The sequence below is a fragment of the Paramylibacter ulvae genome (assembly GCF_014652655.1).
Classification (GTDB): Bacteria; Pseudomonadota; Alphaproteobacteria; order Rhodobacterales; family Rhodobacteraceae; genus Amylibacter; species Amylibacter ulvae.
In genome coordinates, this window is the sequence record NZ_BMZF01000001.1 from 296,463 (window position 1) to 319,316 (window position 22,854).

General features: G+C 48.2%; 22 protein-coding genes. 5 read left to right on the forward strand and 17 right to left on the reverse strand.

The features are described 5' to 3' along the window. Nucleotides 1–75 precede the first annotated feature (75 nt). From IE094_RS01490 to puuE, 4 genes are all read right to left on the reverse strand, one after another. Nucleotides 76–1,425 (reverse strand): uracil-xanthine permease family protein, encoded by a 1,350-nt coding sequence (locus IE094_RS01490; RefSeq protein ID WP_189638796.1) that lies wholly within the window; start codon nt 1,423–1,425, stop codon nt 76–78. 146 nt (nt 1,426–1,571) lie between these two features. Beyond that, complete coding sequence (locus tag IE094_RS01495; RefSeq protein ID WP_189638797.1) at nt 1,572–2,051, reverse strand: ureidoglycolate lyase; 480 nt, start codon at nt 2,049–2,051, stop codon at nt 1,572–1,574. Then, the gene (locus IE094_RS01500) at nt 2,048–2,881 is read right to left on the reverse strand and encodes a bifunctional allantoicase/(S)-ureidoglycine aminohydrolase (RefSeq protein ID WP_189638798.1); all 834 of its coding nucleotides are present in this window, start codon (nt 2,879–2,881) and stop codon (nt 2,048–2,050) included. Before IE094_RS01500 ends, IE094_RS01495 begins: the two co-directional genes overlap by 4 nt. Then, on the reverse strand, nt 2,878–4,296 hold the full coding sequence (puuE, locus tag IE094_RS01505) for an allantoinase PuuE (protein ID WP_189638799.1): 1,419 nt from the start codon (nt 4,294–4,296) through the stop codon (nt 2,878–2,880). Before puuE ends, IE094_RS01500 begins: the two co-directional genes overlap by 4 nt. A gap of 149 nt (nt 4,297–4,445) precedes the next feature. Between puuE and uraH the strand changes: the two genes are divergently transcribed. Genes uraH through IE094_RS01520 form a run of 3 tightly spaced genes read left to right on the forward strand, consistent with a single transcriptional unit; the run spans nt 4,446 to nt 7,057 of the window. Beyond that, complete coding sequence (uraH, locus tag IE094_RS01510) at nt 4,446–4,805, forward strand: hydroxyisourate hydrolase (protein WP_189638800.1); 360 nt, start codon at nt 4,446–4,448, stop codon at nt 4,803–4,805. A gap of 3 nt (nt 4,806–4,808) precedes the next feature. Then, complete coding sequence (locus IE094_RS01515; protein ID WP_189638801.1) at nt 4,809–6,029, forward strand: urate hydroxylase PuuD; 1,221 nt, start codon at nt 4,809–4,811, stop codon at nt 6,027–6,029. A gap of 2 nt (nt 6,030–6,031) precedes the next feature. Next, a complete protein-coding gene (locus IE094_RS01520) occupies nt 6,032–7,057 on the forward strand; it encodes a glycosyltransferase (RefSeq protein ID WP_189638802.1) in 1,026 nt (341 codons plus the stop codon). Here IE094_RS01520 and IE094_RS01525 read toward each other — a convergent pair. Next, nucleotides 7,054–8,400 carry an 8-oxoguanine deaminase gene (locus IE094_RS01525; protein ID WP_189638803.1) on the reverse strand — a complete coding sequence of 449 codons (1,347 nt, stop codon included), beginning with the start codon at nt 8,398–8,400 and terminating at the stop codon, nt 7,054–7,056. The two genes, IE094_RS01520 and IE094_RS01525, sit on opposite strands and share 4 nt — an antisense overlap. A 189-nt stretch (nt 8,401–8,589) precedes the next feature. Between IE094_RS01525 and hisD the strand changes: the two genes are divergently transcribed. Beyond that, a complete protein-coding gene (gene hisD, locus IE094_RS01530) occupies nt 8,590–9,969 on the forward strand; it encodes a histidinol dehydrogenase (protein ID WP_189638804.1) in 1,380 nt (459 codons plus the stop codon). Here hisD and IE094_RS01535 read toward each other — a convergent pair. The 11 genes from IE094_RS01535 to iscR all read right to left on the reverse strand — a co-directional run bounded on the left by IE094_RS01535 (nt 9,897) and on the right by iscR (nt 20,891). Continuing rightward, entirely contained in the window at nt 9,897–10,499 is a 603-nt protein-coding gene (locus IE094_RS01535) for a TadE/TadG family type IV pilus assembly protein (RefSeq protein ID WP_189638805.1), read from the reverse strand. The genes hisD and IE094_RS01535 overlap by 73 nt on opposite strands. An 11-nt stretch (nt 10,500–10,510) precedes the next feature. Continuing rightward, nucleotides 10,511–11,104: a TadE/TadG family type IV pilus assembly protein gene (locus IE094_RS01540; RefSeq protein WP_189638806.1), complete on the reverse strand. Its 594-nt coding sequence runs from the start codon at nt 11,102–11,104 to the stop codon at nt 10,511–10,513. Continuing rightward, nucleotides 11,104–12,978, reverse strand: coding sequence for a Tad domain-containing protein (locus IE094_RS01545; RefSeq protein WP_189638807.1), 1,875 nt, complete (start codon nt 12,976–12,978; stop codon nt 11,104–11,106). Before IE094_RS01545 ends, IE094_RS01540 begins: the two co-directional genes overlap by 1 nt. A gap of 231 nt (nt 12,979–13,209) precedes the next feature. Further along, the gene (locus tag IE094_RS01550) at nt 13,210–14,430 is read right to left on the reverse strand and encodes a cysteine desulfurase (RefSeq protein WP_189638808.1); all 1,221 of its coding nucleotides are present in this window, start codon (nt 14,428–14,430) and stop codon (nt 13,210–13,212) included. A gap of 10 nt (nt 14,431–14,440) precedes the next feature. Next, nucleotides 14,441–14,896: a YIP1 family protein gene (locus IE094_RS01555; protein WP_229801957.1), complete on the reverse strand. Its 456-nt coding sequence runs from the start codon at nt 14,894–14,896 to the stop codon at nt 14,441–14,443. A 50-nt stretch (nt 14,897–14,946) separates the two neighbouring features. Beyond that, nucleotides 14,947–16,236: a Fe-S cluster assembly protein SufD gene (sufD, locus tag IE094_RS01560; RefSeq protein WP_189638810.1), complete on the reverse strand. Its 1,290-nt coding sequence runs from the start codon at nt 16,234–16,236 to the stop codon at nt 14,947–14,949. 1 nt (nt 16,237) lies between these two features. Continuing rightward, nucleotides 16,238–16,993 carry a Fe-S cluster assembly ATPase SufC gene (gene sufC, locus IE094_RS01565; protein WP_189638811.1) on the reverse strand — a complete coding sequence of 252 codons (756 nt, stop codon included), beginning with the start codon at nt 16,991–16,993 and terminating at the stop codon, nt 16,238–16,240. 14 nt (nt 16,994–17,007) lie between these two features. After that, entirely contained in the window at nt 17,008–17,799 is a 792-nt protein-coding gene (locus IE094_RS01570) for a polysaccharide pyruvyl transferase family protein (protein ID WP_189638812.1), read from the reverse strand. A gap of 18 nt (nt 17,800–17,817) precedes the next feature. Then, nucleotides 17,818–19,320 carry a Fe-S cluster assembly protein SufB gene (gene sufB, locus IE094_RS01575; protein WP_189638813.1) on the reverse strand — a complete coding sequence of 501 codons (1,503 nt, stop codon included), beginning with the start codon at nt 19,318–19,320 and terminating at the stop codon, nt 17,818–17,820. An 11-nt stretch (nt 19,321–19,331) separates the two neighbouring features. Beyond that, on the reverse strand, nt 19,332–20,375 hold the full coding sequence (locus tag IE094_RS01580; RefSeq protein WP_189638814.1) for a cysteine desulfurase family protein: 1,044 nt from the start codon (nt 20,373–20,375) through the stop codon (nt 19,332–19,334). Nucleotides 20,376–20,429: 54 nt separating this feature from the next. Continuing rightward, nucleotides 20,430–20,891, reverse strand: a complete 462-nt coding sequence (gene iscR / locus IE094_RS01585; RefSeq protein ID WP_189638815.1) for a Fe-S cluster assembly transcriptional regulator IscR — start codon at nt 20,889–20,891, stop codon at nt 20,430–20,432. A 169-nt stretch (nt 20,892–21,060) separates the two neighbouring features. Here iscR and IE094_RS01590 point away from each other — a divergent pair, with 169 nt between their 5' ends. Then, entirely contained in the window at nt 21,061–21,714 is a 654-nt protein-coding gene (locus IE094_RS01590; RefSeq protein WP_189638816.1) for an alpha/beta hydrolase, read from the forward strand. Between the two features lie 27 nt (nt 21,715–21,741). On the opposite strand, the gene IE094_RS01595 is transcribed toward IE094_RS01590, so the two are convergent. Continuing rightward, the gene (locus IE094_RS01595) at nt 21,742–22,839 is read right to left on the reverse strand and encodes an anhydro-N-acetylmuramic acid kinase (RefSeq protein ID WP_189638817.1); all 1,098 of its coding nucleotides are present in this window, start codon (nt 22,837–22,839) and stop codon (nt 21,742–21,744) included. Between the last annotated feature and the right edge of the window lie 15 nt (nt 22,840–22,854).

Sequence of the window (22,854 nt, forward strand, 5' to 3'; positions counted from 1 at the left end):
TTTGAGTTTCAAGATCAACAAAAACAAAAAGGCCGCGCCAAATATAGACGCGGCCAATAAGTTTATTTCGTTTGATTAACCAATATCTTCTGGCAAAATCAAATTCAGAACAATCGCGATAAATGCCGCTGGCAACAGACCAGATGTCATCAAAATTTTCGCGGTATTACCCAAGAATGCCATTGCATCAGGCACCTGTTGCAGGCCAAGCCCAACAGACAGTGCAACCGCAAAGATCACCATATTGCGACGGTTCCAATTCACATCAGACAACATTGATGCACCCGCAGCGGCGACCATGCCAAACATTACAATCACACCGCCACCCAAAACTTGGATCGGTACGGAATTGATGACCGCGCCGATTTTTGGGATCAAACCACAGATGATCAAGAATATCGCACCGATGGTGACAACATGGCGGCTCATCACACCTGTCATTGCGATCAAGCCGACGTTTTGGCTAAACGATGTATTTGGCAAGCCACCAAAAATGCCGCCAATTGCGGTGCCCAGACCATCTGCGAATGTGGCGCCTGTGACCTCTTCATCGGTTGCTTCACGCCCTGCGCCACCTTTGGTAATCCCGGACACATCGCCCACGGTTTCAATCGCGGAAATAAATGCCATCAAACACATGCCGATAATAATCGCCCAGTTAAGCTCAAACCCATATGCAAACGGGCTTGGCAACTGGAACCACCCTGCACGACCAACACCAGCAAGGCTGACATCGCCCATGACGAAGGCTACGATGTAACCTGCGATCAGGCCAACCAAAACCGCGGCCACAGATAACAAACCACGTGCAAAGAATTTCAACGCCAAGGTCACGATGATAACCACGCCCGCTTGGAACCAATTGGAAACGCCACCCCATGTGGGTTTGCCACGATTAAAATCACCAGCTCCACCCGCTGCATATTCAATGCCAACCTTGATCAATGCCAGACCGATCATTAAAACGATCAATCCTGTCACCAATGGCGGCAATGCAAACCGAATGCGCCCGATGAAAAAGCCGATGCAAAAATGGAATAGCCCGCCAATCATCACACCAGACATTAACCCCGCTAAACCAGCCGTACCCGCGCCAACCATGGCGGGGATCATTACGGGCAGGAACGCAAAACTGGTTCCTTGAACAATTGGCAATCGTGCCCCAACGGGACCAATGCCAATGGTTTGGATCAATGTTGCAACGCCTGCGAATAACATCGACATTTGAATAAGATATATCAGCGTTCCAACATCTGGTGATCCAAATCCAAACCCAGCAACACCCGCAATAATGATTGCTGGTGTCACGTTGGATACAAACATCGCCAAAACATGTTGAATGCCAAGTGGTATCGCCTTGCCCAATGCGGGCGTATAATTGGGATCGCGCAGCTGTTCTGGCGTCCCTATCGAAGTATCTGTCATTTTTGTTCCCCGTTTCAAAATTACGCCATCTGTGGGCGCGTTGAATGCGTTAACCGCATACTGTGAATCAAGGTTTTGTGTATTTTTTGCAAAAATCAAGCAAAATCGACTAAATAAAGTAGCAGAAAAGATGGTCTGCCTTTAATTTAAGCGACAATTATTGGCGTTGGTAACGGATATTCCTGTAAGTTTCTTTCATCGCCAATGCGATCAATCACACAGAACAATCCAGGTTCATGCAGCGGCGTTAAAACCCCGTGCCAAGTATTTCGGTAAAAATTAATGCCCTGTCCGATGGATGTAATAAACGCCTGAATATCGACAGGTTTTCCACCATCATCATGTGCAACAATTACCAAAAACGGATGTTGTGACATGGGAATAAATGCTTGGCTGCCCAATGGATGGCGCTCCATCAAATCTAGTTCATAGGGTAATGTTCGCGCCTTTGCCGAAAACAGGCTGATCCCTGTGTCACCACCCGCAAAATCCAATTTTGCCAGATCATGAAACCGTTCACAATTGCCCTGATTAATTATCATGGGGTCAACGCTATTCAATTCGATCACATCGCCAAATGGCGCAAATGCACTGGCGGTAAGTGGTTGGGTTTTAATTTGCATCATGGAGTTCCAAAGGGTGCGAATTTTGGATGGCGGTTCACATCCTTGTACAATAAATATCGAAATGGTTCATCGCTCGTCGCGACACAGGCTTGTGGGCAAAACGCACGAAGCCACATGAAATCCCCCGGCCCTACATCGACCCAATCTTGGTTTAACAAATACCGCGCAGTACCTTGTAAAACATACAGCCCATGTTCCATCACATGGGTTTCTTCGAACGGGATCAACCCATTCTTTTGAAATGTCACAATATTAACGTGCATATCATGGCGCAGGTCATCGGGTTCGATAAACCGCGTGGTCGCCCACACACCGTTGCAATCTGGCATTTCGCGCGCGGGTACATTGTTTTCATTGGTTACAAAAGCATCCGGCGCGTCGATCCCATCAACATGTTCATAGCGTTTACGCAGCCAGTGAAATGTCGCGCTATTCGCACTGGCGTTATCCAGCGTCCATTTGCACCCAACAGGCAGATATGCATATCCCCCCGCACCCATTTCATGTTTTTTGCCATCCATTGTAAGGGTCACTTCGCCATCAACAATGAACAGAACAGATTGCGCACTTGGATCGGTATCGGGCGTTTGGCTGCCACCATTTGGGGAAACCTCGACAATATATTGCGTGAATGTTTCGGCAAACCCGCTGAGTGGGCGTGCGATGATCCATGCGCGGGTATTGACCCAATGCGGCATGTAACTGGTTACGATATCGCTGAATGTTTCGGCCGGAATGAACGCATAGGCATCGGTAAAAACGGCGCGACCTTGTAATGGGGTTGATTGCGATGCCAGCCCACCGCGCGGAACGTAATAGGTGTTATTCATGGAAGTAGCTCCGACAAACGCAATAGCGCAATTTTTTCAACCTGTTTACAGGCGGTGGCAAATTCCACATCGCGCGTGTTGTTGATGCGTACCTTAAACGCGGTCAGGATGTCATCTTTGGTCAATCCTTTGACCGCAATGATAAACGGGAAACCAAATTGGGCTGTATAACTGGAATTCAGATGCGTGAATTCTGCGTGTTCATCCGCGGTCAACGCATCCAGCCCTGCACCCGCTTGTTCGGCTGTAGATTCCGCCGTTAAGCGTTTAGCCGCGGCAAGCTTGCCAGCCAAATCTGGGTGCGCTTTTAACACATCAAGGCGTTCCTCCACACTTGCGGTGCGAAATTTACGTGCCAATGCGCTGTGCAACCCAATCGCGCTGTTATGCGCAGGGCCAAGTTCATCGTCAAATGCGCGTTCGGCGATCCACGGAGAATGTTCAAAAACACCCCCAAAGGTTGCAACAAAGCTGTCTTTGGTCATATGAATCGGCTCTGCGCCCCGCATGGGTGCAGGATGGTGTTCGTGCCAGTGTTTCGCGATATCAATACGCCGCGCAAACCAGACTTTGTCATGTGATTTCGCATATTCAACAAATCGTTTCAGCGCCTGAACACGCCCTGGCCGCCCGACAAGACGACAATGCAAACCAATCGACATCATCTTGGGTGAACCCGCCGCGCCCTCTTCGTAGAGCGCATCGAAACTGTCTTTGAGATAAGTATAAAACTGATCGCCCGTGTTAAATCCTTGGGGTGTCGCAAAACGCATATCGTTGGCATCCAACGTATATGGAATGATCAGTTGTTCACGATCACCTTTGTTATACCAATAGGGTAAATCATCGGCATAACTGTCTGAAACGTAATCAAATGATCCATTCTCGCAGGCCAGATCAACCGTGTTAACGGAACTGCGCCCTGTGTACCAACCGCTTGGCGCATCGCCTGTGACTTCGGTGTGCAATGCAATGGCTTTTTCCATGTGGTCACGCTCGTCCTTGGGGGAATAATCCTTGTATTCCACCCATTTCAAACCGTGGCTGGCAATTTCCCAATCGGCGTCTTGCATGGCCGCCACCTGTTCGGGTGATCGTGCCAGTGATGTGGCAACGCCGTAAACCGTGATTGGAATAGCCGCACTCGTAAACAAACGATGAAGCCGCCAAAAACCCGCGCGCGCACCATATTCGTAAATGCTTTCCATGTTCCAATGGCGCTGACCTTTCCAAGCGGATGCCCCCACGATTTCGGATAAGAATGCTTCGGAATCCTCGTCCCCATGCAAAACACAGTTTTCCCCACCTTCTTCGTAGTTCAGTACAAATTGCACAGCGATCTGCGCACCATTTGGCCATTCCACGATTGGTACATTGGGTCCGAACCCGCGCATATCGCGTTGATATCGTTTCATTTTTTCCATCCTTATATTCGGCATGCCGCACCATTTTTAGAGACACCCGCCAAGTTTCATCACTATGGCGCGCAATAATCAAGCCCGAAGGGGCTTTCTTTTTGCACGATCTGCTGGCAATGTTAGTTTGTAATAACAAGAGTAAGACAATGCCAACAGGATACCTCACCACACATGTTTTGGACACGGCTACGGGTCAACCCGCCGCGGGTCTGGAAATTCAGCTCTTTCGCATTGATGGCGATAACGTGGTGCAAATCACGACGATGAAAACCAACGCCGATGGGCGCACCGACAACCCGATTTTACCAGTCGATGACTTTGAAACGGGGATCTATCGTTTGGATTTTCTGGCGGGGCCATATTTGCGTGCACAAAACGATGCGCTTATTGAACCGTTGTTTTTGGATACGATCCCGATTCAGTTTGGCATAAACGACGTGGATGCGCATTATCATGTGCCGTTGTTGCTCTCGCCGTTTGGCTATTCAACTTATCGCGGGAGCTAAACCATGTATGATTATGCAATTTTCATGGAATGGGCCGAGTTTGCGGTGCGCTGGTTGCACGTTATCACGGCAATCGCATGGATTGGTTCATCTTTTTATTTTATCGCACTTGATTTAGGGCTGCGACAAACGCCCAACCTGCCCAAAGGCGCACATGGCGAAGAATGGCAAGTGCATGGCGGTGGGTTTTACCATATTCAAAAATATTTGGTTGCCCCTGAAACCATGCCCGAACATCTGACATGGTTTAAATGGGAGAGCTATGCAACATGGTTGTCTGGTTTTGCCTTGTTGATTTTGGTCTATTATTCGGGTGCAAATTTGTATCTGATTGATCCAAATGTCGCAGATATTTCCGTGCCCGTGGCGATTTTGATTTCGCTGGGGTCTTTGGCGGGTGTTTGGCTGGTTTACTCAGCTCTGTGTAATTCAAAATTTGGCGGCGATAACAGACGCTTGATGATATTACTTTATGTCATATTGGTCGCGCTTTCTTGGGGTTATACCCAAGTATTCACAGGGCGTGCATCGCTGTTACATCTGGGAGCAATCACCGCGACAATCATGACCGCGAATGTGTTTTTAGTGATCATGCCAAATCAGCGCATCGTTGTGGCCGATTTGATCGCAGGGCGCACACCCGATCCCAAATACGGGAAAATTGCGAAACAGCGTTCAACGCATAATAACTATCTTACCCTACCCGTGATTTTCTTGATGTTGTCGAACCACTATCCATTGGCGTTTGCCACTGAATACAACTGGATCATCGCAAGCTTGGTGTTTTTGATGGGTGTTACCATCCGTCACTATTTCAACAGCATCCACGCACGCAAAGGCAATCCGCATTGGACATGGATGGCAACAACCGCGCTATTTTTAATCATCATGTGGTTATCCGTTGTAGGGCAACCCAAAATCGAAGAGACCAATTTAACCAATTCACAGGAAAAATACATGGCCGCCGTAGGGTTTGATGGTGTGCATGATATTGTCATGGGGCGCTGTTCCATGTGTCACGCCGCAGAACCCGTTTACGAGGGTATTTTATGGGCCCCCAAGGGTGTAGAATTGGAAACCCCTGCTCAAATCGCAGCGCGTGCAAAAGATATCTATATCCAATCAGCGGTCAGCCACGCCATGCCTCCGTCCAATTTGACATATATGGAAGAATCCGAACGCGCCAAAATCCGCGAATGGTTTAACAGCGTTTCGTATTACTAAACGTGGGAAAGGCATTTTCCAAAACACGCCTGAAAATTCTGCGTAAAATGGGCGCGTATCGGCGCATCGCAAAGGTTTTGGAAAAGACAGATGCGAATTATGCGGCGGGGTTTGTTTTTACGCTGCTTGATGACGTTGTATCCGCGCCTGATAACTCAAATTTTGAACAGCTACGCGGATTGAAAAAATTTTTACCTGAAAACCAACCGCTATTGTTTGATGAAATATTGGATCGTTTTCAAAACAACGCTACCTCAGCTTTGACCACAATCATAAATGATCAACACATGCACCCGTTAACGCGGTTCGAAGCAATGGGATGGGCTAATCTGTATAATCATCGCCAAAGCGATTTGTTAAAAAATACCTGCGCATCAACACCATCAATTGCACAATATTGGGATCAATCGCCACCGGATCGTATATCCGAAGGCATGGATAAATGGCGTGGGATAGGCAAATCGAATTATATTGCATTTGATGATGCATCGGCATCGGAATTTATTCGGGAACATTTTGGAAATGATGCGGCCAGCGCGTTTCACAAACTTTGGCACCCTGCTCTGAAATCAGATTTCATACGCCTTTACTATTTGGCGAAGATTGGTGGCGTTTATGTTGATGCAGATTCAGAACCACAGGCATATTCACATCGCTTTTGTGCCAACGATACCCGCGTAACACTATCCGCAAATAGCCACCTTGCAAATTGCACAACAATCAACGGGATCATGGCCGCACCCGCAGAGCATCCGTTCATCCTTGGTTTTTTGGATCACGCGCAACGCAATTTGCACGACAAAAATATTGAAAACATATTTTGGATCGCTGGTCCTGGTGCGCTCACGCTGTATCTTTATCAACATGGTGGTGATGTCGATGTTTTGCCACATGGTTTGTGCACGGCGCAAGTTTTCAAACAATTTGATGCGGCGTACAAATATACCCCGCAAAACTGGCGGGTTTTTGAACATCAGCAACACCGCGATGATACGGATATCCTACCCCGATTGCTCGAACAGATTTAGGCCATCAATCGCGCCACACGTTTTTGAACGCGTTCAACGATCATGCCCTCTTCTTGGTTCACCAATTGGCCTTCTGCAACAACTGGTTTTCCCTCGACAAGCAAATCGCGCACATTAAATGGCCCGTTTAAAACAAGTGCCGCCACGGGATCCCATGCACCTGCTGCTTGTAATCCGCTGACATCCCAAATGGCGATATCGGCGCGTTTGCCAACATCGATCGAACCTAGATCATGTCGCCCTAAAACCTGTGCGCCACCGCGTGTGGCAATTTCCAATGCTTCGCGTGCGCGCATGGAATCTGCACCATTTTTAACGCGTTGCAATAACATGGTTTGGCGTGCTTCGGTTAACAAATGCCCTGCATCGCTGCTGGCGGAACCATCAACGCCAAGGGCAACCTTAACCCCCGCATCACGCATTTCGCGCACAGGGGCAATGCCCGACCCAAGACGACAATTCGAACACGGACAATGTGCAACGCCGGTTTTCGATCGGGCGAATAAATCGATTTCCCCTGCATCCAGTTTTACACAATGCGCATGCCACACATGATCGCCCGTCCAGCCAAGGTTTTCGGCATATTGCCCGGGACGACAGCCAAAATGATGTAATGAATAGGCAATATCTTCGTCATTTTCGGCCAAATGTGTGTGTAACATCACGCTCTTGTCCATCGCCATATCGGCAGCATCTTTCATCAAGCCTTCACTGACGGTGAACGGAGAACATGGTGCAAGCCCAACGCGCAGCATTGCACCATCGGATGGATCGTGAAATGCGTCCACAACACGCAAGAAATCTTCTAAAATTTTGGGTTCTTGTTCAACCAAGCTATCAGGTGGCAAGCCGCCGTTACTTTCGCCCACACTCATCGCGCCGCGCGTTGGATGGAACCGCACACCAATTGATCGCGCTCCCTCGATTGCGTGTTCCAGCTTGACGTCATTTGGGAAAATATATTGATGATCGCTGCTCATCGAACAACCCGATAATGCAAGCTCGCCCAAACCTAATTGAGCAGAAACACACATGTCTTCGCCCATCATCCGCCCAAAAATCGGGTATAGGGTTTTCAGCCAGCCAAATAACAATGCGTCTTGCCCCGCAGGTACACCGCGCACCAATGATTGAAACAGGTGGTGGTGTGTGTTCACCAAGCCAGGCGTCACAACACAACCCCCCGCATTGATCACATTATCCGCATCTGGCAGATTTTCACCCACCCCCACAATCACACCGTTTTCAATCAAGATATCACAGGATGCAATTTCTTGGCGTGTGTCATTCATTGTGACCACAACATCCGCATTTTTGATCAATGTTTTGAATTGGTTAGCCATTTGCGCCCCCTTTGGTATTTCCAAAGTTCACGATGTGCCACTGTTGGGTGTTTTTCAAGCCCGAAATTAAATTGGCGCATCGCGTTGCGTGATTTACATAAACATCTGTTTTACATTTCCTGAATTAAACAAATTTTTCTTTGCCAGACTGCCAGATTAGGTGATCACTTACAAAACAAGGAATTTTTCATGCCAATTCGTTATTTAAAAAAAGCGACAAAAACTGCGCAAAGTGATTCAAAATCAGTGAACCACACTGTCGAACAAATTTTAGATGAAATCGAAACGGGTGGTGATCAGATTGCGCTGAATTACGCACAGAAGTTTGATTCATACGCTGGCCCTGCCCTGATGGACGAACATGCTATTTTGGACGCAATTTCACGTGTTCCTGAAAAAGTGAAACGTGACATTGATTTCGCACATCAAAATATTGAACGCTTTGCGATTGCCCAGAAAAATGCGATGTCCGAATTTGAAATAGAGGTTCAACCAGGCCTGTTCGCAGGGCAACGCATGATCCCTGTGAATGCCGCAGGGTGTTATATTCCAGGTGGTCGTTACAGCCATATCGCATCTGCGCTAATGACGGTAACAACGGCCAAGGTCGCAGGGGTAAAACACATTACCGCCTGTTCCCCCGCCCATCCAAAACACGGCATTCATCCCGCAATTGTTTATGCGGCAACCAAGGCAGGCGCGCATAACATTCTAGCGCTTGGCGGCGTTCAAGGTGTTGCCAGCATGGCATTTGGTCTGTTCAACCTGCCCGCTGTCGATATTATCGTCGGCCCTGGCAATCAATTTGTGGCCGAGGCAAAACGCCAACTGTTTGGGCGCGTCGGAATCGACATGATCGCGGGCCCGACCGACAGTTTAATTTTGGCCGATAACACAGCCGACCCCGTAATCATTGCCGCGGATTTAGTCAGCCAAGCCGAACATGGGTATAATTCTCCTGTTTGGTTGGTGACAAATGACCGCGATTTGGCGCTGCGCGTTATTCAACTTATGCCTGATCAAATTTCAAACCTACCCGATGTGAATCGCAAAAATGCAGAATCCGCTTGGCGTGACTATGGCGAAGTTATTTTGTGCGATACCGTCGAGGAAATGGCGCAAACATCCGACGAATATGCACCCGAACATTTAACCGTTCAGGCCGATAATTTGCATTGGTGGTTATCACGATTAACCTGTTACGGATCGTTGTTTTTGGGCGAAGAAACCACCGTTGCCTTTGGCGACAAGGCCACGGGAACCAACCACGTATTACCCACCAGCAGATCAGCGCGATATACGGGTGGATTGTCCGTTCATAAATATATGAAACTGGTCACGTATCAACGCGCAACTCGCGCTGGATCACAAGGGGTTGCACAAGCGACCGCACGCATTTCCCGCATGGAAGGCATGGAAGGCCACGCGCGCGCCGCTGACATTCGTTTGAAAAAATATTTTCCAGATAAACGTTTCGAACTCCATCCAAATGATGATCACGGATCTTCGGTGGATTCTTCGCTTTCTTCGGCTGGGGTCTCGGTTGGCCCGGCCACTTCATCAGCATAACGAGGACGTATAAACAGGCTATGAGCAAGCTCTTTGTCACGCCAACCCACGCTCCATCCTGCGAATGAATAGTTGATTACAGAAGAGTAAGTTTGAAAACCTTCGACATACAAAATAGATTCACCAGGCTCGATAAACGGAATAATTTCACCCATTTCATCCAAACGATCCGAAACCGCTGGTTTATCAAATGTTGGAGGATAGCTCCACGGAACAGTATACGTGTCAGGGTCGGCTGGGTCACGCTTGATGCTGCTGACACGCAAACCTGTACGCGTTGATTTTGGCATTAACTCCGAAAAAACATCGATGTAAAAATCCAGCGTTTCCTCGGTCACGTTGTCTTCGCGTGAAATGATATCCGCAATGGTAAACGAATTGCGCACCACAGATGTTTTTTCACGCACGATATCAAACAGAACGGGGCCAAAAATGATCAACCAATACATGATTGGGAACATCAATACCGCCTCGACGGTCATTGACCCGTTTTCCGATTTCTTAAATCGTTTCAGTTTTTGAAAAGACATCGCAAAATCCCCTAAGAACCGGACGCAACCGTAGCACCCGTAGAAAAGTCATTGTCTTCGGGTTCTACAGCATAGGCCGTATAAGTGGATAAGAAAAATCCGCCTGAATTATCCAATTCAAATGCTGGCGTGATTGGCGTTACACTAAACAATGGATCAACCACGATACATGCGCGCACAAACATCACATCGCCAAAATTACCCATGGTGAATGTGCGTGTCGGCACGGCGTCTGGGTCTTCTGGTTTGCGTTCAACACAATCGCGCGTGCCCAACGTGAATGATTCATCAGGTGAAAGTTGATACATCTCCAATTTCATTGAATTGGCGCAATCATTAACGATGCCTGCATGTTCACAGATTTCGTCTTTGAGCACGTCATATGCATCTTTTTCAGCGGTTCCGCGAATTTTTCCAAGCCTCAAGTTACGCACACTGATATCAACCGCGCGTTCCAAAAACACTTTTTGCGCGGTGAACCAGCCACCTTCGATGGCAAGTGCGAACATGAAAAAGAACAAAGGAAAGATAAAGATAAATTCGAGCGTAGAGGTGCCCTCTTCCTTTTGCCAAAATCGTTTGAGGTTATTGCGAAGTTTCGACATTAGCTTGTCAAACGCAGTTTGGAAATTGCTGCTGCAATACCACGGAATGTTTCGCTCAGGTTTGCACTTGACGCGGGTTCATAGAATGCATCGTCATTATTGACACAACCGCGAAGAGCACGTTCTGCAAGACCGCCTGCTGGAACCTCGAACCCGATGGTAAACATCAAAAAGTTGTTGCGATCAGGGTCTTTAATTCCACGCGCAAGGGCGCAAACCGACTGCATACGCGCGTCTGCTTCTGGGCTTTGCCACACGCCACCAGTGTATTCGCCGTCGCCTTCGACCATGTCTTCTGCCTCGATACCATCCATGCCATAGAACAGGTCAATAATATCTGGGATTGAAAAACGACGCGTTAATTCTGTCATGTCTAGTTCACGTGCGGGTGAAACAACCGGCAGGCTGCCCCATGGTACGAGGCTATGTGCAAGAATGCTGTTTTTTGGGTTCCCACCAATACCGCCTATATCACACAACGAAACAACCCCAAGCAATGCCTCTCGACCGCTTGCGCAGAAATATGATCCAGAGAAAGGTCCTGTTTTGCGTTTAACAGAGTAGGTGTTTGTAGGTTCGTGGAAAAACACACCAGATGGCCCTGAACGATAGTCGTCCTTGAGTGCTTGGTGCAAAGTATTTGCCCCATCACTCAAGTGGACAATCACTTTCATGGTGCCAGATTCGTCGTAATCATGCGGACGGCCAGTGAATATGCCGTCAACATCGCCATTGGCAACCATTTGGTTAACAGTTGGACGGAATGTCGGATCTAACATTGCCAAACCCCATTTAATGCCCAAATCGCCAGCGGTGGATCCCTCTGCCTTAAGAGCATTAATATAGTTAGTCACATCTGCAACATTATCCGCGAATGGTAAAATGCTGTTTTCCGAGCTGTTGCCAGTGACAGGGTCTATCGTGTGACGACAGGTTGGGTTGTCATGACCTAGACCAACCAAATTCAAGATATAGTTGTTATTTGCTAGGCCCAAAATATTGTCATTAAACCAATTAAATCCAGTTGAACCACGCGTGTCATCAAACAACCATGCCGACGAACGGTCACGAAATTCACCTGCGCGTTGCAATGTAACGGTATCACCAGGAAGCGCCGTTGCCAGCTCCTCTGTCAGCGCGGTAACGGTATAGTCGCCACCAACGATTTGATCTGGGTTGGGCCCAAAGCCTTCGACAAAGGTGCCGCGGTTAAAATCAATGCAATCGGACAAAATATTTTCGCCGGTCAATGCCTGACCGGGGACTGCTGCCCATGCATCTAAAATCGCTGGGCCAGCCGATGTTTGATAGTCAAACGGAATGATTGAAACGGATACGTCGGCATTTGGATTTGCAAACACATCGGTTGCAAAATCAATTACGGCTGTGCGCAAACGCTCGATACGCGTCCCTTCCATTGATGCGGATACGTCCACCACCAATGAAATTTCGATGTCACCAATTTCTTGTTCGATCGAGGCCGCTGCATCAACATCAAATTTGCTGATGCCATACAATGATAAGAACAGATTGTTACTGTCCGCACTTGCCCATGCGATATATTCACCTGGTGTCGCGCCTGGATCAATATCCCAATCGGCGTTCATCTGATCTTTGCTCAGACCCGATTTTACAAAAAAGTCGTTGAAAATTGTTTCGTCGGTTTCGTCAGAGTTGCTTACGGCAACTGCGAAAATCGCCGAGTCCAGTGTCGTTTGCAAACGCACACGCGTGTTTTCGTATCGTGCGATATCAACCGCCATGCCGCCAAACACGAACAAGGATACAAACAAAAACAAAACAAATAAGATAAATGAACCAGATTCATCATCTTTAAAACGCGTGATCTGGTGCTTAAAATTAGAAAAAGCCATTTTATTCCTCAAACACAAAGTTTGTGTATGCAATTGTCATTACTCTTTACTCAACAGATTACACGCACTTTTACGACAAGTTAGCAGTTATATTTAAAACGGATACGCCACACACAAAGCGTAACGCTACACTACAGAATATATCTTCAATTATGGCAAAATTAGGTAAAATTGCCCAATTCTTATGCCTAATTGTTAATTAACCTAGTATTTTAAGTCAACTCATTGATTTTATGAAAAAAGTTCATGGCACAATTCAAGCGCGCTTACCAGTGCGTCTACCTCTTGGGTTGTGTTGTACAACCCAAAGGATGCCCTGCACGTTGCACTCACTCCCAAATGTTCCATTAATGGCTGTGCGCAATGGTGCCCTGCCCGAACAGCGATTCCCCGTTGATCGACCACGGTGGAAATATCGTGCGGATGACCAGCGCCATCAATTGTGAACGAAAATATCGCGCCTTTGGTTGTCGAATTTCCTTGAATGTTCAGCCAATTTAACCCGCTCAGCTTGGCTTGGGCATAATCGCGCAATGTATTTTCATGCGCCGCGATCTGATCCATGCCAAGAGACGTCATGTAATCAATCGCAACACCCATCCCGATGGTTTGCACAATGCCCGGTGTTCCTGCCTCGAATTTATGAGGCGGATCGTTATAGGTGATAACATCACGCCCGACCTCGCGGATCATGTCGCCCCCCCCCATAAATGGGCGCATCTGTGCCATGCGTTCACGGGTTGCATATAACGCGCCAGAACCCGATGGGCCGTATAATTTATGCCCTGTGATCGCAAAGAAATCGCACCCGATGTCTTGGACGTCAACGGGCATGTGGACAGCGGATTGCGAGCCATCAATCACCGTAACAATCCCTTTGGCACGCGCCGCGGTGCAAATGGTTTTCACATCCACGACCGTGCCCATAACATTGGACATCTGAGTGATCGCAATCATTTTTGTATTGGGCGTGATGGCATCAATCACCGCTTGCGGATCTAGATCACCGTTTACATCTGTTTCCACCCATTTCAACACGACGCCCAAGCGTTCGCGCAAAAAATGCCATGGGACGATATTGGCGTGATGTTCCATGATTGACAGAATAATTTCATCACCCGATTTCAAATTGGGAATGCCCCAACTGTATGAAATTAAATTAAATGCCTCTGTCGTGCCGCTAGTGAACAAAATTTCGTCTTCATGCGCGGCATTCAGAAAACGTCGCACAGTCCCCCGCACCGCTTCGTATTTATCGGTGGCAAGGTTTGACAAAAAATGCAGCCCTCGATGCACATTCGCATATTCGTTGGAATAGGCTGTGTTGATCGCATCAATCACCACTTGTGGTTTTTGTGCAGACGCACCGTTATCCAAATAAACCAATGGCTTACCATTCACCTGACGTGATAAAATGGGGAAGTCTTTGCGAATTTCATTCACGTCATACATGAGCTTGCCTTTAGATATTTTTAGTCTGCTTTTTGCCGCTATTTGGGAAATGGACTTCGGTCAAATTGGCCGCCAACACCCATGCGAACACAAGCGTGGTAATCACCCCTGCTACCAGCACATAGTAAAATGGCGCAACGCTATTCACGATACCACTGATCAACATGAATGGTACGCTGACAATCGCAGCCCAAAACACCGCGCGGCGTGTTTGAACGCCCAAACCAGCGCCGTTAAATGCACGCATGATAAAATGGAAAACCAGCGCGATACCGTAAATCACCAACGGTGTGATAAACACCGATGATGCAAATTGCATCGCCGTAAGATTGGCGATGCTTTGTTCCGTTTTCGTTGCTTTCACAGCGATGTTTGGCATCTGCGAAACCAAATGCATGGCACCGAAAAACAACGCATAGAACAGTGTTTGTTCTTCGCGTATCCCTACATCCATTTGTTTTCGCATGATTTTTCGCGGTGTGAACACCGACTGAAAAATATCACCAACCAACGACATTATCCCTGTCTCCGCTTCATCCACGCATCCATGCGGTCCAAGATATCAGCGGCCAGCGCTTCGTCTTCGATTTCCTCAATCGCTTCGCCAAGGAATGCAAGAACCAGCATATCCTGAGCTTGGCTACGTGGAATGCCGCGTGACGTTAGATAAAATAACGTGTCATCATCAATCGCACCCACAGTTGAACCATGTGAACAGGCAACGTCATCAGCGTAAATTTCCAGTTCTGGCTTTGCCAGAAAATTGCTGTCGTCATCCAACATCAATCCTTGGGAAATTTGATAGCCGTCAGTTTTTTGCGCATCCGCTTTGACCAAGATTTTGCCTTGGAAAACACCAGTTGCACCATTGCGCAGAACCTTTTTAAACACTTGGCGGCTCTCGCAATTCACGGCGTCATGGGTGATGAACACGGTATCATCATGATGAAAACCTTTACCATCACCGGCAGACGCGCCACCAACCGTTGCATGCGCATCATCACCTGTCAGCTCGATCACCGTGTCGTTGCGGGTCAAAACACCGTTTACCGTCATGGTAAACGATTTAAATGTGCTTTCACGTCCCAAACGCGCAAACATATGGGTCACGGTTTTGCGTTCATGATCGCGCCCTTGTGTGCGCACATGATGAAAACCACCATTATCGGCGATATCAACCTCGACCACGGAATTGAAACGCGCCGCACCAGGACCGCTTTCCAAGAATGTGATATCAGCGCCCTCTTCCACTTTGATTACGTGATGCACCATCGCATCCGAACTTTGTGATGAATGCACATAACGTATCGCGATTGGGCGATTAACCTTGCCCGTTGCGTGGATCACCAGCCCTTGGTCAGCAACTGCAGTATTCAATGTTGCCAATGGGCGTTGCACGGGGTTTTGCCCATCCGTTTCCAACGCACCAAACAAATCCTTGGCCCAATGGATATCTTTTGAAAATGCATCCGACAGGGTTTCAATCACAACGTTTTCGCCCGACAGATCATCCGATTGCGCAGGATCATAAACCCCATCGACGAACACCACCCGCAAACGATCAATGGCGTCAAACATCGGCCGTTCGTCATTTTCAAACAACGCAGCTGTGGCCGCTGGAACCGCTGTTAGCGCGGACGGATCGGTATATTTCCAGTATTCATCGCGCTTGTTTGGGGCACCCATTTCGCGCAATCGCGCAAGTGCATTTTTGCGTGTTGCATCCGCCCATTTCGCACCTGTCGGCGTGGGATAGGCCGCGATCAGCGTTTCCGCTGTATCCAATTTAATTGAAGGTACAGCCATATCAGGCCACCTCTGCCAAAATATCGGCATAACCGTTGTTTTCGACCTCTAATGCCAATTCTGGACCACCAGATTTCACGATTTTGCCATCAGCCATGATATGCACAACATCGGGTTTGATATGATCCAACAGACGTTGATAGTGCGTGATCACAAGGAACGAACGTTTGCCATCGCGCAATGCATTTACACCCTCGGCCACCAATTTCATTGCATCCACGTCCAAACCAGAGTCCGTTTCATCCAAAACGCACATTTTTGGTTCCAACATTGCCATTTGCAAAATCTCGTTACGTTTCTTTTCACCACCGGAAAAGCCAACGTTAACGGGGCGTTTCAACATATCCGCATCGATTTTCAATGCTTTTGCTTTTTCACGTACCAGTTTTAGGAAATCACCCGCGGATAGCTCTTCTTCACCACGTGCCTTGCGCTGTGCGTTCACGGCTGTGCGCAGGAACGTCATGTTACCAACACCTGGGATTTCAACAGGATATTGAAACGCAAGGAAAAGACCGGCTGCTGCGCGCTCTTCTGGTTCCATTTCCAACAAATCCTCACCATACAGCGTGGCAGAACCACCTGTAACCTCGTAACCATCTTTGCCAGACAACACATATGACGTGGTCGATTTACCAGATCCGTTTGGCCCCATAATCGCGTGGACTTCGCCCTCGCCGATTGTCAGGTCAACACCTTTGAGGATTGTTTTCTCTTCTTCTTCAAGATCAACTTGTAGATTTTTGATTTCTAACATTTTTATCTTCTTTCTTAAGCGGCCAATTCCGAAGGAAAGGCGTTTTCTATTGTATCTTTAATGGCATCGAGATGATCGAAATACCGCGTATCTGTTATGTCTGGAATGCCGTTTGCAACGATATCCACAATATTCATTGGTGAGGTCAAAACGCGCCCGACCGACAGGGCGTAATCATAAAATTTAAAGCGAGAAGAATTTCCAATCGCACCCAAATCAATCCAAATATTTGGAATTTGAAAACTGTCCGCGACGATCAATCCGTGCAGGCTGGACGAAAGGATCACATCACATTGTGCAATTTCTTGCGTCGTTTGGGTGACGTTATCCGTGCTCAAATTAATCAGAGTTGCATTGGGCAATGCGTCTTGTAGTTTCGCAACCAATGGCGCGTTATGATGTAAAACATGAGGAACAATACCAACCGCGTATTTTTTGGTTTTTGAAATCCCAGTAAAAACACGATCGGCGATCAATCCTGGATCACCCTGTGGCGCTGACTCCATCTTTAATGCTACTGCAGTCAACGGGCCGCGAAGCAATGATATTGCCGCAAAATCAATCACATCTGCACTCACGGGTTCTTTGATCCCGCTCCCCCAAACGTAAACTGGATCGGCGCCATCTTCTTTGCGCTTAACCACCGCATCAACAACGGAGCCAATCGAAATGATTTCTGCATCATTGCGCTTCGCCCATTTCACAGCGCGGCCAGAAACATATTCCAACACATATGGCGTTAATATATCGCCATAGTTGTTGGTTTTTTTCCACCACCAGCCTGTTAATGCATTGCGCAATGTCATGATCCTCAATTGATCGGGTTAACCAACCGACCCTTCCAGCGAAATCGCAACCAATGCTTGTGCCTCCATTGCGAATTCCATCGGCAGGGCTTGCAATACCTCTTTGGCAAAGCCATTGACGATCAACGCAACCGCCTCTTCTTCGTCCATGCCGCGTTGGCGACAGTAAAACATTTGATCATCATCCACCTTTGATGTGGTTGCTTCGTGTTCTACACGGCTCGAATTGTTTTTCACCTCGATATAGGGAACGGTATGCGCGCCGCATTTATCACCGATTAACAGGCTGTCACATTGGGTATAGTTGCGCGAATTTTTCGCCTTGGGGTGCATTGAAACCAATCCGCGATATGTATTTTGCGCAACCCCTGCCGAAATCCCCTTGGATACGATGCGCGATTTGGTGTTTTTGCCCAAATGCACCATTTTTGTTCCCGTGTCGGCCTGTTGGTGGTGGTTTGCAATCGCGATGGAATAAAACTCACCCTGTGAATCATCGCCGCGCAAAATGCATGATGGGTATTTCCATGTCACCGCAGAACCTGTTTCCACCTGTGTCCACATCACCTTGGCACGATCACCGCGACAATCGGCACGTTTGGTGACGAAATTATAAATGCCACCCTTGCCGTTTTCATCCCCAGGGTACCAGTTTTGAACGGTCGAATATTTAATTTCGGCGTCTTCTAAGATCACCAATTCAACAACGGCTGCGTGCAATTGGGCGATATCACGTTGTGGCGCGGTACAGCCCTCAAGATAGGAAACATAAGATCCTTTTTCCGCAATAATCAGCGTGCGTTCAAATTGCCCTGTGTTTTCCGCATTGATACGGAAATATGTGGATAATTCCATCGGGCATTTTGTACCCTCGGGCACATACACAAATGACCCGTCGGAAAATACGGCGGAATTCAACGTTGCGTAAAAATTATCTGATTGTGGAACCACGGAACCAAGGTATTTTTTCACCAATTCGGGATGTTCTTTGATCGCCTCTGAAATCGACATGAAAATCACGCCTGCTTTTTTCAATTCCTCTTGAAATGTGGTCCCAACTGAAACGGAATCAAACACCGCATCAACCGCAACTTTGCGTTCTTCTTCAGGTGCTTCTACACCGGCAAGCAATGCTTGCTCTTTCAACGGAATACCCAATTTTGCGTATGTTTCCAATAGTTTGGGGTCAACCTCGTCCAATGATTTTGGTTTATTTTCCATCGATTTTGGACGCGCGTAATAATACTGATCCTGAAAATCAATTTTAGGGTATTCAACCATCGCCCAAGTGGGCTCTTCCATTTGCAACCAACGGCGATAGGCCGCCAAGCGCCATTCCAGCATCCATTCTGGTTCTTCGTTTTTCCCTGAAATCAGACGCACGATATCTTCGGACAGGCCAAGGGGTGCATATTCCATTTCAACATCTGTATTGAAACCGTATTTATATTTACCCGCGATTGATTTCACCGCTTCTACGGTTTCTTCATCAACGCCTTCTTTTACGATTACTTCGCTCATATCTGTCTTCCTCACGCAGCTTTTGCTACAAATTTACGATAGGCTTTGATCCACGCATGCGCGAAATCAGTCACCTCTTGTTCTGTTGTCGTTGGGCCCAGTGACACCCGAACAGCACTTGCCGCTGTAATGTCATCATAGCCCATGGCCTTCAAGACCTTGCTTGCCTTTACCTTACCGCTCGAACAGGCAGAACCTGCTGAAATGGCAAATCCCGCCAAATCCATTTGCATCACTTGCGTTTCACCGCGCCAATTTGGCACTGCAAAACAACTGGTATTGGGCAAGCGTTTCACTGTTTGCCCTACCAGAACCACATCTGGTGCAGCATCCGCAATCATTGCTTCCAGTTTGTCACGCAATTGTGCAACCTGTTCCCAAGCACCATTGGCCAAGTCACGTGCGCCCGCTTCTGCCGCGGCACCAAATCCCGCGATTCCAATCACGTTTTCCGTGCCCGAACGGCGCCCCATTTCTTGGCCGCCACCCTTGATTTGCGCCTTAAGCTCTATGCCTTGGCGCAAGACCAACGCCCCAACACCCTTTGGCCCGCCAAGCTTATGCGCAGATAGCATCGCCATTTGTGCACCAGACCATTCAAACGCGCTCACAACTTTGCCAAATGCTTGGACGGCATCAACAACACCAACACCACTTGGCAAATCTTGCAAAACACCCGTTTCACTATTCGCCATCTGAACCGCTGATTTTGAGGCGTTTTCCACCGCGACTATGCCATTTGTATCCACGATTAAACTGCTATCAGCCCATGCAGAAACACAATCATGCTCCACATCACTTGCCAGAAATTCACGCCCTACCATTGCCAATGCCGCGGCCTCGGTTGCGCTCGACGTAAACACCAAATCGGCGTTTTCCGCGCCAAACGCTGTGCGAATTTGCCCGCGTGCTTTTTCAACAATCGCCGTTGCTGCGCGACCCTCGCTGTGCACAGACGATGGATTACCAACGATATCCATCGCTGCGATCATCGCGTCACGCGCTTCTTGGCGCAGCGGTGTTGTGGCATTCCAATCCAGATAGACGCGGTTCATGTCAAACGTCGCTTTCCAAATGTTTCAAATATCCTCGCCGAAGGCATAAAATCCTCATGCCTCGTCCACCATTTGAAACAATCCGGGCACCGCAGGGCATGGTGCCATCTGATTTTCAATCACATCCGACAAACGCGTCGAATGCAAAAATACGTAAACCTGCGCGGATAAACTTTCCCACAAACGATTGTTCAACGATTGCGCACGGCTTCCCGATGACGCACCCGATGCACCTGCCCCTTTGGCCAATGCATCCATCGTTTCATCAACGGCCTGCAACACTTCCGAAATCCGAATGGCATCCGCTGTACGCGCCAATTTGTAACCGCCACCCGGCCCGCGCACCGATGAAACAATCTCTGCGCGGCGTAATTTTACGAAAAGCTGTTCCAAATACGCCAGCGAAATATCTTGGCGTTCGCTAATCCCGCCGAGCGAGACCAAGCCTTTTTCGCCCTCAATCGCCAAATCGATCAGCGCGATCATCGCATATCTGCCTTTTGTGCTCAGTTTCATATGATTTCACTGCCGATTATATTGACGAAAACGGAACAAACCCTTATCAGATGTTATTCGAGTGGGGGCTTGCACCTTACAATTTAGAATAGTTCTAAAGTTTCTGAGTGATTCCGTCAAGATTAACGACGCTCGAAACGAAAATATTATGTGAGGCCACGCGCTACAGATGCCAGAAGTCATTTTCCCCGGTCCAGAAGGCCGCCTAGAAGGTCGATACCACCCGCAAAAATCCAAAGACGCGCCCATCGCGATTGTGTTGCACCCGCATCCACAATTTGGTGGCACAATGAACAACAAGGTCGTTTATAATCTGCATTACGCATTTTATAACATGGGCTTTACTGTTTTGCGTTTTAACTTTCGCGGTGTTGGCCGTTCACAAGGTGAATATGACCAAGGCGTTGGTGAATTATCAGATGCAGCGGCGGCACTTGATTTCTTGCAAGCCAAAAACCCAAATGCAAAGCATTGTTGGGTAGCTGGGTTTTCGTTTGGCGCATGGATTGGCATGCAATTGTTGATGCGCCGCCCTGAAATTTCTGGGTTCATTTCCGCGGCTCCACCTGCAAACACATATGACTTTAGCTTCCTTGCCCCCTGCCCAAGCTCTGGCCTGATCATCAACGGTTCTGCTGACCGCGTGGTTGCACCCACCGATGTCGAAGGTTTGGTTGGCAAATTGCACGAACAAAAAGGCATCACCATCACACATGAAGTGATCGATGGCGCTGGCCACTTCTTTGAAAAAGATCACATGGACACGATGATCGGGTCGGTTGATGAATATGTGCGTCGGCGCTTAACAGAAAACACAAGATAACAAATCGGCGGCCTTGGCCGCCTTTTTTTATGGGTTGCTGATAATCCCACCACACACGGGTTCGCTACACCCGGTTGTGCTTGGCGCTGATGTTGCCAATCCACGCATGACCCGAACCGCCAAATACGCAAACGCTTGTGCTTCTAACATATCGCCATCAAAACCGACGTCTTCACAGGGTGCTACCTGTTTCAATCGTTGCTGCAATCCGTTCATCAAGGCGGGATTGCGCCGTCCACCCCCACAAATCAACCATCGCGCAGGGTCATTTGGAAAATGCATTTGCGCGGCATAGGCACTTGATGCCGCCAATGCGGTTAAGGTCGCCGCGCCATCTTCCAATGATAAATTCGAAACCAAATTTTCAATCTGCGCGAAATCGTTTCGATCTAATGATTTGGGCGGGACGCGTTCAAAATAGTCATGCTTGAAAAAAACCTCCAAGACACCTGTATCAACATGTCCAGCCAATGCATGTGCGCCATCCTCGTCGAATGTTGAATTGGTGCGCAAGACCATCAAATCGTTGATCGGCGCATTTGCAGGACCCGTATCAAATGCCAACAACGCCCCCGCATCCGTTGGCAAACCTTTGCTTGGATCAATCCAGGTGACATTTCCCACACCGCCAAGGTTTAAAAATGCAATTGGTTGGGTTCCACCCAATTGTTTGGCCAGTGCAAAGTGGAAAAATGGTGCCAATGGCGCACCCTCGCCACCCGCTGCCATATCGGCCGTGCGAAAATCCCAAACAACTTTTTTACCCGTTTCGGATGCCAGCGCCGCGCCATCACCAATTTGAAACGTACGCCCACCCGCAGGGTCATGCGCAAGCGTTTGCCCATGAAACCCCACCACATCCGCTGTTGGGAAATGCGCAATTACATCTGCATGCGCGTCTTCCACGATTGATTTCGCCAATTGCAGGCGTGTTGCATCACCATCTGGCCATAATCCCAACGCATCGCGCAATATCGCATGTTCATGTTCACTATAGGGGCGGAAAAACGAGGCACCAAAATCCAAGATATCTTGCCCATCCGTCAAAACCATTGCGCCATCAACCCCGTCCAAAGACGTGCCAGACATCAACCCAAGCGCCCAAATCGGGGTAAATTTCACCATCTGTCTTTCCTTTCG